At 63.6% G+C, this 14,543-nt stretch carries 13 protein-coding genes; 2 read left to right on the top strand and 11 right to left on the bottom strand.

The window, feature by feature from the left end; translation table 11 throughout:
- Positions 1-8 precede the first annotated feature (8 nt).
- The 4 genes from DBR47_RS00430 to DBR47_RS00415 all read right to left on the bottom strand — a co-directional run bounded on the left by DBR47_RS00430 (position 9) and on the right by DBR47_RS00415 (position 4,727).
- Positions 9-2,642 carry a TonB-dependent receptor gene (locus DBR47_RS00430; RefSeq protein ID WP_231512058.1) on the bottom strand — a complete coding sequence of 878 codons (2,634 nt, stop codon included), beginning with the start codon at positions 2,640-2,642 and terminating at the stop codon, positions 9-11.
- A 337-nt stretch (positions 2,643-2,979) separates the two neighbouring features.
- Positions 2,980-3,699, bottom strand: coding sequence for an arsenical resistance protein ArsH (gene arsH / locus DBR47_RS00425; RefSeq protein WP_124446037.1), 720 nt, complete (start codon positions 3,697-3,699; stop codon positions 2,980-2,982).
- Positions 3,696-4,388, bottom strand: coding sequence for an MIP/aquaporin family protein (locus DBR47_RS00420; protein ID WP_124446036.1), 693 nt, complete (start codon positions 4,386-4,388; stop codon positions 3,696-3,698). Before DBR47_RS00420 ends, arsH begins: the two co-directional genes overlap by 4 nt.
- Before the next feature lie 18 nt (positions 4,389-4,406).
- On the bottom strand, positions 4,407-4,727 hold the full coding sequence (locus DBR47_RS00415) for a helix-turn-helix transcriptional regulator (protein ID WP_124446035.1): 321 nt from the start codon (positions 4,725-4,727) through the stop codon (positions 4,407-4,409).
- Positions 4,728-4,848: 121 nt separating this feature from the next.
- On the opposite strand from DBR47_RS00415, the gene arsA reads away from it, so the two are divergent.
- Positions 4,849-6,615 (top strand): arsenical pump-driving ATPase, encoded by a 1,767-nt coding sequence (gene arsA, locus DBR47_RS00410; RefSeq protein ID WP_124446034.1) that lies wholly within the window; start codon positions 4,849-4,851, stop codon positions 6,613-6,615.
- 15 nt (positions 6,616-6,630) lie between these two features.
- On the opposite strand, the gene fahA is transcribed toward arsA, so the two are convergent.
- From fahA to DBR47_RS00380, 6 genes are all read right to left on the bottom strand, one after another.
- Positions 6,631-7,947 (bottom strand): fumarylacetoacetase, encoded by a 1,317-nt coding sequence (fahA, locus tag DBR47_RS00405; protein WP_124446033.1) that lies wholly within the window; start codon positions 7,945-7,947, stop codon positions 6,631-6,633.
- Positions 7,948-7,966: 19 nt separating this feature from the next.
- Positions 7,967-9,253 carry a homogentisate 1,2-dioxygenase gene (gene hmgA / locus DBR47_RS00400; RefSeq protein WP_124446032.1) on the bottom strand — a complete coding sequence of 429 codons (1,287 nt, stop codon included), beginning with the start codon at positions 9,251-9,253 and terminating at the stop codon, positions 7,967-7,969.
- Complete coding sequence (locus DBR47_RS00395) at positions 9,250-9,465, bottom strand: DUF2783 domain-containing protein (RefSeq protein ID WP_124446031.1); 216 nt, start codon at positions 9,463-9,465, stop codon at positions 9,250-9,252. The genes hmgA and DBR47_RS00395 overlap by 4 nt, the downstream gene beginning before the upstream one ends.
- Positions 9,462-11,087 carry an FAD-dependent oxidoreductase gene (locus tag DBR47_RS00390; protein WP_124446030.1) on the bottom strand — a complete coding sequence of 542 codons (1,626 nt, stop codon included), beginning with the start codon at positions 11,085-11,087 and terminating at the stop codon, positions 9,462-9,464. Before DBR47_RS00390 ends, DBR47_RS00395 begins: the two co-directional genes overlap by 4 nt.
- Before the next feature lie 84 nt (positions 11,088-11,171).
- Positions 11,172-11,708 carry a VOC family protein gene (locus tag DBR47_RS00385; RefSeq protein ID WP_124446029.1) on the bottom strand — a complete coding sequence of 179 codons (537 nt, stop codon included), beginning with the start codon at positions 11,706-11,708 and terminating at the stop codon, positions 11,172-11,174.
- A gap of 51 nt (positions 11,709-11,759) precedes the next feature.
- Entirely contained in the window at positions 11,760-12,731 is a 972-nt protein-coding gene (locus DBR47_RS00380; protein ID WP_124446028.1) for an MBL fold metallo-hydrolase, read from the bottom strand.
- 157 nt (positions 12,732-12,888) lie between these two features.
- On the opposite strand from DBR47_RS00380, the gene DBR47_RS00375 reads away from it, so the two are divergent.
- Positions 12,889-13,704, top strand: coding sequence for an IclR family transcriptional regulator (locus DBR47_RS00375; RefSeq protein WP_124446027.1), 816 nt, complete (start codon positions 12,889-12,891; stop codon positions 13,702-13,704).
- Positions 13,705-13,725: 21 nt separating this feature from the next.
- Here DBR47_RS00375 and DBR47_RS00370 read toward each other — a convergent pair whose 3' ends face one another.
- Positions 13,726-14,397 carry a hypothetical protein gene (locus DBR47_RS00370; RefSeq protein ID WP_124446026.1) on the bottom strand — a complete coding sequence of 224 codons (672 nt, stop codon included), beginning with the start codon at positions 14,395-14,397 and terminating at the stop codon, positions 13,726-13,728.
- Positions 14,398-14,543: the final 146 nt, after the last annotated feature.

Genomic DNA, 14,543 nt, shown 5'->3' with positions numbered 1-14,543 from the left:
CATTAGGTTCAGAACTTCGCGCGCAGGCCCAGGCCGTAGCGGGCACCGTTCTCGTAGACGCCGATGGGCAGACCGTCCGTGGTGTTGGTGCGCACCAGCTCGTTGGTGATGTTGACGGCCGAGGCGTAGAGGCTGATCTTCGGCGTGATGTCCCAGTTGGCGGTGGCGTCCCACTGGCCGTAAGCACTGTTCACGTCCTGGCCACCCATGTCCAGATTGCCGTAGGACTTGGAGCGGTAGTTGTAGGAGAGTCGCAGGGCGATGCCATTCTTCTCGTAATAACCGCTCAGATTGAACTGGTCACGCGAGTTGCCCAGCACTTGCAAGCGCGGTTGACCTGCCACCGTGCCGGCCTTGGCATCGGTATAGGTGTAGTTCAAGACCGAGCCAAAACCGCTATTGCCAAAGGACTGCTGCCACTGCAGCTCAAAGCCCTTGATGTCGGCGCCGTTGTCGGCGTTGTAGGGGCGGGTCACCGTCAGGGTCTCGCCATTGATCACCTCGGACTTGGCGCTTTGGTAGGTGAAGGTGTCGAGCTTCTTGATGAAGACCGTGCCCGAGAGCAGCGAGGCATCGGCGAAATACCATTCCGCGCCCAGCTCCGCCTGGTTGGAGTGGATGGGCTTGAGCAGCGGATTGCCGGCCGTGGCCTTGCTCAGCACCGTGCCGTCCCGCACCATGCCGGGGTTGAGCAGATCAAAGGACTGGCGTGACATGGCCCGCGAGATGGCTCCGCGAACAACCACCTCCTTGCTCAGGTCATAGACCAGATTGAAGTTGGGCAAGGCATCGGTGTAATTGTTGTTCACGCTGATCGGCGCATAGCCAGCCGAGCCGGCCAGGGCATAGCCCTCCGAGGTCTGCTGGGTCTTGACCAGGCGCAGGCCGAAGTCACCGCGCAGCTTGCCCGAGCCGTACTCGGCCTTGACGTAGGCGGCCGAGATCTTTTCCTTGATCTTGTAGTTCTCGCTCAGCACATCCTTGTAGACCATGGCTTTTTCGTACATGGGGATGGCCTTGCTGGCGACCAGGCCGTCATCGAACCAGGCGTACTGGGTCAGCGCGCCGGGCGAGCCAGCCTGCTGGCTCAGCAGCGGCGAGGGGCCGGTGGAGAGATCGGCCAGTGAGAAGGCTTGCCAGCCCGTCGAGCCCGGGCCGGCCGTGCCTTGGATGCGGGTGTTCTGCAAGGTGTTGTCACGGAACTTGGCGCCGATCTTGACGGCATTGATCAGGGAGTTGTCGAAGTCAAAGGTGACATCGCCTTGCACATAGTTTTCCTTGCCCTGCATCTTGCGGATGCGGTCATTGCCATTGATCAGCGTCAGGGCCTTGGGGTCCAAAGGGCTGATGTCCAGATACTTCACGCCGTACTGGTCCGGGCCCATATTGATCTGGGTGCGGGTGTCGCCTTCCATCCAGAAGTGGTAGTCGTGCGAGCTACCGCCGGAGCTGGAGGTGGTGCCGGCCTGGCCATGCAGCCGCCAGTTAGAACCCTGGTACGTGCCGTCCAGATCCAGCACATCGGACTTGATGTAGGAGGTACGGTAGATGGGCTCAAAAGACACACCGGTCTTGGGGCCTAGGATGCCGCCGACCAGGGCCTTGGTTCCGTCGGAGGTGGTGATGAACTTGGGGTCGGTCACGGCGATATTGCCGTTCACCGCCAGGCCGCCCGCCTGCCAGAGATAGTTCTGGTTGCTGTTGTTCATCTTCATGTCTGAATTCATGTAATTCAGCACGAGATCGGTATTGCCGTTGGGGCGGAACTGCAGGGCCAGATTGGCCGTGGTGCGCTCGCGGTCCTGGCGGAAGATGGCCGAGCCGCCACCCCAGGCGGCATAGGCCGGGGTGTTGACGCCGTTCTGGTCCACGATGTTGTACTTGCCGTCGGAAAACATCTCCAGGCCATCGCGGCGCATGGTGCGCTTTTGCTGGTTGACGGCCAGCATCACGCCAAAGCTCTTGTCCTCGGTCTGCCAGTTCAGCAAGCCCGAGAGCTGGGGGTCGGTCTTGCCGGGCAGCTTGCTATAGACCGCCTCGACGGCGCCCTGCACCGTCAGGCGTTCCTTGAAGTCCAGCGGCTTGCGGGTCTTGACGTTGACCAGGCCGCCGATGCTGCCTTCGTCCAGATCGGCCGAAGGGCTCTTGAACACGTCCAGGCTGCCGACGATTTCGGAGGGCAGCATGTCGTAGTTGAAGCTGCGGGTCTGCGGCTCATTGAGCCACCATTCCGAGGACGAAACGGCCTGGCCGTTCATCTGCGTCATGTTCAGATTCTTGTCGGTGCCGCGCACAAAAATCGCCTTGCCCTCGCCCCAGCCTCGGTCCACCGAGATGCCGGGCACGCGCTGCAGGGAGTCGGCCACATTCTTGTCCGGGAACTTGCCCACGTCCTCGGCGCGGATGGAGTCCACGATATTGAGGGACTCGCGCTTCTCCGCCAGATTGCGCTTCAAGGTGGCGCGCACGCCGGTGATCTCCACCAGATCCAGCTTCGCCGCTTGCTTCTCGGCCTGCTTGTCGGCCGGGTCCGCCGCAGGCGCGTCCTCGGCCGCCAACACGGGCTGCAAGGCCAGGGAGCCCAGGATCAGGGCGATGAGATGGGGCAGATGCTTCTTCTTGAAGGCAGGGGTTTGGGCCACGGGGATGCTCCTCGAATGGATTTGGGCAATCGCTAAAGATCAGGCGAACAAATTGGGTCAATCTTTCAGTCAATCGTGCAGCTCGTCCACCGGCCAAACGTCACCCTGGAGTGAGTCGCCGGCAGCGAAACAACAAGCGCCAAGGCGCATCGTTGTTTCGGTGGCTGGAATTTAGCGGCTACAGGCCCGGCTGGCGCAGCGCGTTGCGCTTTGATGGACTTCATTGCAAGCAGCTTACAAAGCCCGCCTGGCTTGCAAGGCAGACCCTACAAAAAGAAAAGCCGGCTCGGGGTTTTCACCCGGCCGGCTGCGCCTGAAAAGATGTTGAGCCGTCGCCTCAGAGGGCGGGCTGATTGACCCGCTTGGACAAGGCCTCGGCCGACTCGCGCCGCTCGCTGTAGCGATCCACCAGATAGGGCGACACATCGCGGGTCAGCCAGGTGAACTTAAGCAACTCCTCCATCACATCCACCAGCCGCTCGTAATAGCTGGAAGGCTTCATACGGCCCGCCTCATCGAATTCCAAAAAGGCCTTGGCGACCGAGCTTTGGTTGGGGATGGTGATCATGCGCATCCAGCGGCCCAGGATGCGCATCTGGTTGACGGCGTTGAAGGACTGCGAACCACCCGACACCTCCATCACCGCCAGGGTCTTGCCCTGGGTCGGGCGCAGCGCCCCGCTATTGAGCGGGATCCAGTCGATCTGCGCCTTCATGATGCCGGTCATGGCGCCATGGCGCTCGGGCGAGGTCCAGACCATGCCCTCACTCCAGGCCACCAAATCGCGCAGCTCCTGCACCTTGGCATCGCTCTCGGGTGCGGCATCGGGCAGGGGCAGGCCCGTGGGGTCGAAGATGCGGGTCTCGGCACCCATGGCCTGCAGCAGCCGGGCGGCCTCCAGCGTCAAGAGCTTGCTATAGGAGCGCTCGCGCAGGCTGCCGTAGAGCAGGAGAATGCGCGGCGCATGCTGGCTGAACACGGCCGGGCGCAGGCGCTGCGGGTCGGGCGGGTGGAAGAGCGTCGCATCGAGATTGGGAAGGCTCTCATCCAGCGTCATTTCAATTCACTCCTGATTTTCAATCGGCCACCCAACAAGCCGTGCAAGCCCAGGCCCAAGGCCGCACCCAGCAATTGCGCGAGCACAAAGCCGGGCACGCTGGCCGGCGAGATACCGGCAAAGCTATCGCTGAACATGCGGCCAAAGGCGGCCGCCGGATTGGCGAACGAGGTGGAGGCGGTGAACCAATAGGCCGCACCGATATAGGCCGCCACCAGGCTAGACGCACGCCCTGCCGGAGCGCGCAGAATCACCAGCAGCAGCCCCGCCGTGGCCACGGCCTCGGCAATCCACTGCCCCAAACCCAAACGCGGCTTGGTAGAAATTTGGATGAGGCTGAGATCAAACATGGCATGGGCCAGCCAAGCCCCCAGCACCGCGCCCAGCATTTGCGCCAGCACATAGGGCAGCAGATCGCCGCGCACCAGCTCACCGCGCCAGGCCATCACCGCGCTCACCGCGGGATTGAAATGCGCGCCGCTGACGGGGCCCAACACCTCGATCAGCACGTAAAGCCCGCCCACCGTCGCCGCCGTATTGGCCAGCAAAGCAAGGGCGATATTGCCGCCGCTGAGATGCTCGGCCATGATGCCGGAGCCGATGACGATGGCCAGCAGCAAGGCCGTGCCTAAGGCCTCGGCAAAGTAGGCGCAGGCGCGCGGCAGCGGCGAATTGAGCGGTGCAGTCATGTCTCGGTGATCTCAGGCTCAGCAGCAGGACTTGGGTCGCACATCCAGGCAGGCCTCGCCCTGACAGCAGTTCTCGCCCAGATAGGCCAACAAGCCGTTCATGCGCTCGAAATCCGCGCGGTAGACCAGATTGCGCCCCAAGCGCTGCTGGCTCAACAGCCCCGCCTGGCTCAACTCCTTCAGGTGAAAGGACAGGGTGGCCGCCGGCAACTCCAACGCTTCGGCCAGGGCGCCCGGCGTCAGGCCTTGCTGCCCGGCCACCACCAGCAGGCGAAAGATGCGCAGGCGGTGGCTTTGAGCCAAGGACGCCAACGCGCGTATGACCTCGAGTTCTTCCATGAAACGATTATTCCATAAGTATGGAAATATTGATTCAAGACAGCCACTCGCAAGAAAAAAGGGGCAGACTCAGCGCCATGGATTTGGCGATCCGCCAAGTCATCACATCACGAAGCCCGCCATGAGATTCCTGCAAAACCTGCCTCGTTTCGCCTTCTTCACCGGCAAGGGTGGCGTGGGCAAAACCTCGCTGGCCTGCGCCAGCGCCCTGCGCCTGGCCGATGCGGGCAAGCGGGTGCTCTTGGTCAGCACCGACCCGGCCTCCAATGTGGGCCAGGTGTTTGGCCAGGCGATTGGCAATCAGATCACCGCCCTGCAAGGCCTGAGCAATTTGTGGGCGATGGAGATAGACCCGCATGCCGCCGCCCAAGGCTACCGGGACCGCATCGTCGAGCCCGCGCGCGGCCACTTGCCGGCCGACGAGTTGCGCGCCATGGAAGAGCAGTTGTCGGGCGCCTGCACCACCGAGATCGCCGCCTTTGACGAGTTCACCGGCCTGCTCACCGACGCAAGCCTGATGACGCGCTTTGACCATGTGCTATTCGACACCGCGCCCACCGGCCACACCCTGCGCCTGCTGCAACTGCCCGGCGCCTGGAACGAGTTCCTGCGCAGCGGCAAGGGCGACGCCTCCTGCCTCGGGCCCTTGGTCGGCCTGGACAAGCAACGCGAGCAATACCAGGCCGCCGTGGCGGCTTTGTCAGACCCCGCCCGCACCCGATTGCTGCTGGTGGCCCGCGCCCAGGCCAGCAGCCTGCGCGAGGTGGCCCGCACGCATGAGGAATTAGCGCGGGTGGGCTTGAGCGAGCAGCGCTTGGTGATCAACGGCCTCTTGCCAGCGAGTGAAGCGGCACACGACGCGCTGGCCGCTGCGGTGCGGCGACGTGAGCAGGCCGCCATCCAAGCCATGCCCGCTCCTTTGCAAAGCCTGATCCGCGATGAGCTGCCGCTGCAAGCCTTCGATCTGGTGGGTGTGGACTCACTGCGCCGCTTCTTCGACGAAAACAAAACCAGTACAGCCTCAAGCCCACAAGCCAGCAGCCCCTTGCAAGCCCCCCACCTGGCCGACTTGCTGGACGAGATCGCCCTGCCCGGCCACGGTCTGATTCTGGTCATGGGCAAGGGCGGCGTGGGCAAGACCACGCTGGCGGCCGCCCTGGCCGTGGCCCTGGCCGAGCGTGGCCTGCCGGTGCACCTGAGCACCTCGGACCCGGCGGCGCACTTGCTGGAGACCCTGGACGGCACGCTGGATCAGCTAACGATCAGCCGCATCGAACCCCACGCCGAGACCGAGCGCTACCGCGCCCAGGTCATCGCCAGCAAGGGCAAAAAGCTAGACGCCGCCGGCCTGGCCTTGCTGGAAGAAGACCTGCGTTCGCCCTGCACCGAGGAGATTGCCGTGTTCCAGGCCTTCTCCCGCATCATCCGCGAGGCCGGCCGCAAGTTTGTGGTGATGGACACGGCGCCCACCGGCCACACGCTCTTGCTCCTGGACGCCACCGGCGCCTACCACCGCGAGATAGCCCGCCAGATGCAGGGCACGGGCCTGCACTACACCACGCCCATGATGCAGTTGCAGGACCCACAGAAGACCAAGGTATTGATCGTCACCCTGGCCGAGCAGACCCCGGTGCTGGAGGCTGCGCAGTTACAGGCAGACCTGCGTCGCGCCGGCATTGAGCCCTGGGCCTGGGTCATCAACAACAGCGTGGCGGCGGCGCACACGCAAGCGCCCTTGCTGCTGCAGCGCGGGCTCAAGGAGCGGGTGCAGATCGAGCAGGTGCGCCAGCAGCACGCCAAGCGCTACGCCCTGCTGCCCTTGCTGGCCGAGGAGCCGGTGGGCTTGGCGGCCCTGCACCGCCTGACTCAAGCTGAATCAGGCTGCTAGGAAGCCGCCTAAACCTCAAGCCAGGGCGGGTGCGGCCACGATGGTGGCGCTGCAGTCCCCAAAGCCGATGCGGCGCGCGCCCTCGCGCTGGGCATAGCCGCGCAGGATGACGGTGTCGCCGTCTTGCAAGAACTTGCGGGTCTCGCCGTTCGGTAGGGTCAGGTCTTGCTTGCCGCCCATGGACAGCTCCAGCAAAGAGCCGCCCTCGGCAGCATCGGGCCCCGACAAGGTGCCGGTGCCCAGCAAATCGCCTGGCTGCAGATTGCAGCCATTGCTGGCGTGATGGGTCAGCATCTGGGCGACGGTCCAGTAGGCATGCTTGAAGTTGGAGCGCATCAGGCGGGTGGCGGGCTCGCCCAGGGCACGCATCTTTTCGGTCTGCAGCCAGACTTCCAGCTCGATGTCGTAACCACCCTCGGCGCGGTTCTTGGCCGAGTCCAGATAGGGCAAGGGCTGGGGGTCCTCGGCCGGGTGTTCAAAGGCGATGCGGAAAGGCTCCAGCGCTTCCATCGTGACGATCCAGGGCGAGATGGTGCTGCCGAAATTCTTGGCCAGGAAGGGGCCTAGGGGCTGGTACTCCCAGGCCTGGATATCGCGGGCCGACCAATCGTTCAACAAGGTCAGGCCAAACAGATGCTCGTCCGCCTGGGCCATGGGAATGGGCTCACCCAGATCATTTCCGCCCGCGACGAAGACGCCCAGCTCCAGCTCATAGTCCAGGCGCTTACACGCGCCCAGCACCGGCACTTCGGCGTCCGGCGCCTTCAGCTGGCCCAGGGGCCGGCGCACCGTGCCGCCGCTTACGCCGATGGAAGAGCTACGGCCGTGGTAGCCGATGGGCACCCATTTGTAATTGGGCAGCAGCGGGTTGTCCGGACGGAACAGCTTACCCACCGTGGTGGCGTGGTGGATGCCGGTGTAGAAGTCGGTGTAGTCGCCGATGCGGCAGGGCACGGCCATCTGAGCAATCGCCTGCGGCAGCAAGGCGGCGCGCAGCGCGGTCTCTTGCGGGCTGCCAGCGCTCAAGGCCTCGAACAGCGCATGGCGCAGCAGACGGCGCTGGGCGGCGGGCTGGGCCATGAAGCGGTTCAGATCGCCATCGGCCAGGGGCTGCAGCAGCACCTGCACGGCGCTGCTCCATTTGCCTGCAGAGGCGGCCAATTTGAGGTCCAGGACTTGGTCGCCGATGGCGATGCCGACGCGGGCGCTCTCATTCGAGCCGGCGCGGCGGAACAGGCCATAGGGCAGATTCTGAATCGGGAACTCGCTGCCCTCTTCATTGGCGCTGGCGACCCAGCTCTGGGCGGCGGGGTTGTGGGTGTGGTCGATCATGGCTGCGTCTTCTGTTGACTTATTGTTCAAATGAATCGTTCAGGCCTTGCCAGCAGGCCGCGTAATTGGCCTCCAGGCTGCCGCCTTGCAGGGCGAATTCGGTGGGCTGCAAGCGCCAGCGGGTCTCAAACATAAAGGCCAGGGTGTTGTCGAGCTTGTGCGGTTTGAGCTCCGCGCTGCTGGCTTTGGCAAAGGCCTCGGTGTCCGGGCCGTGCGGCACAAAAGCATTGTGCAGGCTGGCGCCGCCGGGCTTGAAGCCCTCGGGCTTGGCGTCGTACTGACCCAGCACCAGGCCCATGAATTCGCTCATCACATTGCGGTGGTACCAGGGCGGGCGGAAGCTGTCTTCGGCCACCATCCAGCGCGGCGGGAAGATGACGAAGTCCACATTGGCCCAGCCTGGGGTGTCGGAGGGCGAAGTCAGCACGGTGAAGATGCTGGGGTCGGGGTGATCAAAGCTGATCGACCCGATGGTCATGAAGTTCGCCGTGTCGTATTTGTAAGGCGTCAGATTGCCATGCCAGGCCACCACATTGAAAGGCGTGTGGGCCTGCGACGCGCGCCAAAGCTGGCCGCCGAACTTCTTGATGATCTCGTAAGCCCCAGGCTCGGGCTCGAAATGCGCCACCGGCGCCAGAAAGTCGCGCGCATTGGCCAGGCCGTTGGAGCCGATGGGACCCAGCTCGGGCAGGCGCAGGGCCGCCCCATAGTTCTCGCAAACATAGCCGCGCGATGGCCCCTCCACGGCGACCTTGAAAGCCATGCCGCGCGGCACGACGCAGATTTCACCCGGCCGCACATCCAGCAGGCCTAACTCCGTCGTCAAGCGCAAGCTGCCCTGCTGGGGCACGATCAACATCTCGCCGTCGGCATTGATGAAGGCGCTGCGCTCCATGGAGCGATTGGCCAGGTAGAGGTGAGCGGCCATGCCGGTATGGGCATCGGGATCGCCGTTGACGACCAGGGTGCGCAGGCCTTGAACGAAGTCAGTCGGCTCCGCAGGAATGGCCGTGGGCGCCCATCGCAGCGGGTCCGGCGGCGAGAGCTGTGCCTGTGCCGCGCCGGTTTTCAGATAAGCATGGGCCAGGGGCTGATAGCCGCCCACCACCACCGAGGGTTGGCGACGGTAGAGCCAGGTCCGCAGGTTTTCCACCCGCGGCGCGGTGAAGGCCGCGCCGGAAAGCAGCTCGGCATACAGGCCCAGAGGCGCACGCTGAGGGCTGTTGCGGCCCAGGGGCAAGGCGCCGGGAGCGGCCTCGCTGCTGTGCTGGTTGCCGAAGCCGCTTTGATAGTTCAGTTTATTCATTCATTCATCGACAAAGTGTTGTTGCGGGCCAGGCCCAGGGCTTCGCGCAAGACCGCGCGCTCGCCCACATGGTTGGCCAGTATCAGCGCCAATTTGGACACAAAGATGTCGGCCTGCTCGTCGCTGAGGTCACGCTGGGCATTGATCAGTTCCTCGTAAAAACCATCGGGGTCGGGGATATTGGGCGCGCGGTTCAAGCTCTTGTTATTCATGCCAAGGTCTCCTCCAGTGCGAGAGCGCGGCGCAAAGCGGCGCTGATCTGGGCCGGGGCATAGGTGCGCCAGCGGGCGGCCACATATTGATCGGGGCGTATCAGATAGACCGTGCCAGGCTCAGCATCGAAGCGCTGAGCCAGCAAGCCCTCGCTGTCGATGATGTCTTGGCCCACGCGCAGGGCCTGGGCTGTGACACCGGCCACCGTCACGGCCGCTGCCGGACCCCAAGTCAAGAGCACAAAACCGCGGCCCAGCTGGCGCAACAGCCAGTCCGGCTGGCCAGCTACCTCGATGGGCGCATCCATGCAGGGGCTGCCGGGCGGCAGGCCGGCCGTGAAGGCGCCCTCAAAATCGGGCGTATTCAGAGAGGACTGCAGATACGGTGTGGGTGTCGACAGCCGGCCGCTATTGACCAGGGGCCGAGCGAATGGCTCGCTGCGGGCCAGCTCCAGCACCGCATTGCGCAGGCGCAGGGAAGCGCGGCTCTTGGGGGTGATGAAGTCGGTGGAGCGGGTGCTTTGGCGCAGATTGTCATCGCTGGCAAAGGCACGTTCCTCGTGATAACTGTCCAGCAGGCGCTCGGGCGCGACGCCGTCCATCACGGCCTTGAGCTTCCAAGCCAGGTTGTCGGCATCTTGCACACCGGTGTTGGCGCCGCGTGCGCCGAAGGGCGAGACCTGGTGGGCGGCATCACCGGCAAACAGCACCCGGCCATGGCGGAACTGGTCGATGCGGCGGCAGGCGAACTGATAGACCGAAACCCATTCCAGCTCAAACTCCACCTCGGCGCCCAACATGGCCTGGATGCGCGGAATCACCCGTTCGGGCTTCTTCTCCTCCACCGGGTCGGCATCCCAGCCCAGCTGGAAGTCGATGCGCCAGACATTGTCGGCTTGCTTGTGCAGCAAGACGGATTGGCCTGGATGGAAAGGCGGGTCGAACCAGAACCAGCGCTCGGTGGGAAAGTCGGCCTTCATCACCACGTCGGCGATCAGGAAGCGGTCCTGGAAGAACTGGCCGCTGAACTCTGCACCCAGCATGCGTCGGGTATCGCTGTTAGCACCGTCGCAGGCAATCACCCAGTCGCCCCCCAGCTCGAAGACGCCGTCGGGTGTTTCCACCGTCAGGCGCGCGCCTTGCACGCCCTCGCCCTGCTTGAGGCTCAGCAGCTTGTGCTTCCAGCGCAGGTCCACCAAGGGATGGGACTGGCAGGCACGCACCAGCTCCTCTTCCAGGTAGTACTGCTGCAGATTGATCATGGCCGGCATCTGCTGGGCGGCTTGCGGCAGCAGGTCGAATTGATAGGCCAGCTCGTCCTTGAAGAAGACCTTGCCCACCTGCCAGCTCACACCCTGAGCCACCAGGGGCGCGGCCACGCCCAGGCGATCCCAAACCTCCAGGCTGCGCTTGGCATAGCAGACGGCTCGCGAGCCTATGCTGACGCTGTTGTTATCGTCCAGCACCACGGTCTTGATGCCACGCGAGGCGCAGTCCAGCGCCATCGACAAGCCCACTGGCCCGGCGCCGATGATCACCAGCGGGTGCTGGAGGAACTCTGCATCGCGCTGCTCGGCGCTTTGCACATAGGGGAACTCGGGGTAGCGGTAAGTCTTCTGCATGAGGACTCCTGGCCCAATGTGATGGGAACCACAAGAAACAGGCCTCGTCGAGATCAACAAGGCCGCCGCAAGGCTCAGCTCTGCTTAAGCTTGAAATTCCTTGTCGTGCATCCAGGCGGCATGCTTGGGCGCCCGTTTCGTCAGCGTCCATTCCTCCAGCATTTCGCGCTTGCAGGCATCGAGCTTGGCGTACATCTCGGGCGTGCCCACATCGGCGGCCAGTTCCAGGCGGTGGCCATTGGGGTCGAAGAAGTAGATGCTCTTGAAGATGGTGTGGTCGGTCACGCCGATCACTTCGATGCCGGCAGCCTGCAGACTGGCCTTGGCCGCCTCCAATTCGGCCACGCTGCCCACCTTGAGGGCGATGTGCTGCACCCATTCCGGGGTGTTGGTGTCGCGCCCCATTTCCGGCGAATTGGGCAACTCGAAAAACGCCAGGATATTGCCGCCGCCGGCATCCAAGAACAGATGCATATAGGGGTCGGGCGCATGGGTGGAGGGCACTTTGTCCTCGGCAATTGCCAGCACAAACTTCATGCCCAAATGCTTCTCATACCACTCCACGGTGGTCTTGGCGTCTTTGCAGCGGTAGGCAACGTGGTGGATGCGTTCGATCTTCATGGCTTCTTGTCTCCGTGGATGGGGTCAGGTCTTGCCTGGCCGATTTTTTAATCAAGCTTCCAGCGCTTGCCACATGGCCAGATCACGCTCGGCCGTCCAGATGCGCGGGTCCACATGGCCGCTGGCCTCGTCATAGGCACGGGTCACATCAAAAGGCATGCAGTGGGCAAAGATGACCCAGTGGCCATACTTCTGCGCCAGGCGTTCATAGGTTTCGCGGTAGACGCTCTTGAGGTCTTGCTTGGCCTGGGCACCGGCCTTGACGCTGGCATACAGCTCCGACACAAAGGCGCGCGTGCCGGCCAGGCCTGCGGCCACTTGGGCTTCGGTCTGCAAAGCCGGGCCACGGCCAGGCACCAGCTTGGCGGGCTTGAGCGCCGCCAAGTTATCCAGGGTCTGCGGCCAGTCCTGGAAGTAGGCGTCGCCGGCATAGGGCGTGGCGTCGAACTCCACCAAATCACCCGAGAACAGCACCCGGTCCTGCGGCAGCCAGACCACCGTGTCGCCCTTGGTGTGGCCACGGCCCAGTTGCAGGATCTGCACCTCCAGCTTGCCCAGCCACAGCGTCATCTTGCCGGTGAATGTGAGCGTGGGCCAGGTCAGGCCGGGCGGCACGGTTTCCACATTGGCGAACAGGCGGGGAAAGCGGCCGATCTCGCTGGCCTTGTCTTGCTCGCCGCGTTCAAGGATCAACTCGTAAGTGTCTTGGCTGGCAATGATTTGCTCGCAGCCTTCCGCCGCGTAAGCCGAGGCACCCAGCACCCGCACCGCGTGGTAGTGGCTCAAGAGCACGTATTTGATCGGCTTGTCGCTGACCTCGCGAATGCGGCGGATCACGTCCTGCGCCATGGCCGGCGTGGCTTGCGTGTCTATCACCATCACCGCGTCGTCGCCGATCACGATGCCGGTATTCGGATCGCCCTCGGCCGTGTAGGCGTAAGCATGCTCGGAGAGCTTGTCGAAGCTGACCTTCTTGACTTCGAGGTCGGCTTGGGAGGCAAAGGTCTTGGGCGCTTGAGTCATGGCTTTGGGCTGGGTTGATGGCGATGAGGACCCGGTCAAAAACGGCGGAGCGGGCGCGGTGTTCAGCAGGGCTCGAATTTAATCAAAGTTAAATTCATTTGTCTATGGCTAATTTTCTTGAGTACCAAGCCCTTGATTTCGGGTCTAATCAGCGCCCATGAGTTCCAGCGCCCTCCCCTCCACAGAAGAAAACACCGAGCGTGGGCCACGCGGCATCCAGAGCATCGAGGTCGGCGGCCAGTTGCTGATTGCCCTGGCTCACCAAGGTCGGCCCATGGCTTTGAAAGACCTGGCGCGCGAGGGCCAGATGGCGCCGGCCAAGGCCCACCCCTATCTGGTCAGCTTCATCAAGCTGGGCCTGGTGGAACAAGAAGCCAGCAGCGGCCGCTACGGCCTGGGGCCTTTGGCCTTACAGCTGGGTTTGATCAGCTTGCAGCAGTACGAACCGGTGCGCCTGGCCACGCCACGTATCGAGGAGTTGGCGCAAAGCCTGGGGCATACGGTGGCGATCGCGGTCTGGGGCAATCGCGGCCCCACCATCGTGCGGGTGGCGGAGGCGCCCAGCCCCGTGCACATCAGCATGCGCCATGGCACGGTGATGAGCTTGCGAGGCACGGCCTCGGGGCGCTTGTTTGCGGCCTTCTTAGCCCCGACCCAGGTGCAGCAAGCCCTGGCGGCGGAAGACGCCCTCAATCCCCTGGACGCCAAGCAGCGCGCGGCAATGGACAAGGCTTTTGAGGCCGAGCTGGGCCAGGCGCGCCAAGCCGGCCTGGCCAGCTCACGCGACGGGGTGGTGCACGGCGTCAGCGCGCTGGCGGCGCCGGTGCTGGACGATCAGGGGCGCATGGTGCTCAGCCTCACGGCGATTGGCCCCAGCGGTCATTTCGATCTGGCCCTGGACGGGCCCTTGGCTCTGGCCCTGCAAAAGACAGGGCGAGAATTGTCTCGCCAGCTGGGCTGGCGGCAGGCATGAACGCCTAAGGGCCTGATCCGTTTACTGGCGCATCTTGGCCAGCAAGGCGATCTCTTCCTCGACGCCGTAGAAGTAGGGGTAGAGAGTACGGGTGCTGCTCGCGCTGGCGGGGCGGCCGCCATACAGGCCCACCTGCTCGCTACCCCAGACCAGGTCCAGCGTCATCAACACGGCCGGCGCATTGACGCGGGGATTCAGCCGCGCCTCGCTATGGACCTGAAAGCCCAACATGCGGCGATAAAAAGGCACGTGGCGGGGGTTGACCTCGATCACCAGGGTTTTGCAGCCAGCCAGACGGTGGGCATGCAGATAAGCCACATGGAAGAGTCGGGCCAGCAGTTCCTTGTTATCGCAGACATGGTGGTCCAGCGCCAGGCGGCCGAACTCGCACAAGCTGGCGCCCTTGGCGCGCAAGGCCTGCAACTCCTCGCCAAAAATGGCGTCGGCACGCAGACCTTGGGGGGAATCAAAGCGCACGGCGATGGTGCCCACCGTGGTCATGCCATCAAACGCGGAGCAGATGATTTCGGCGCCATCGGCTTGCGTGCTCAGGTCCTTGCACAAATAGCCGCGGTCGGCATAGCGACGGGCAACCAAACCGCGGGCTTGACCCAAATTCTCGTGAGCGGCCGTCTGGATGTTCAGAGCGGAAGGCGCGCGCCGAAACTCGGCAACATTTGACACATCAATCATTCATCGCTCACTTGTCAACCACTGAAATCAGGGGATCGAATCCAACAGGCGCAAGTCTAGCGAGCGTTCTGTGAAATATTGGCTGATACAACTCAAAGTTACATTTGACACCCCTAACTTGCAGCTTGAAGCTTGGAAAATCCCTT

This window comes from Paucibacter sp. KBW04 (assembly GCF_003852425.1).
Taxonomy (GTDB): Bacteria; Pseudomonadota; Gammaproteobacteria; order Burkholderiales; family Burkholderiaceae_C; genus Paucibacter_A.
This window is presented reverse-complemented; position numbering and strand designations above follow the sequence as displayed.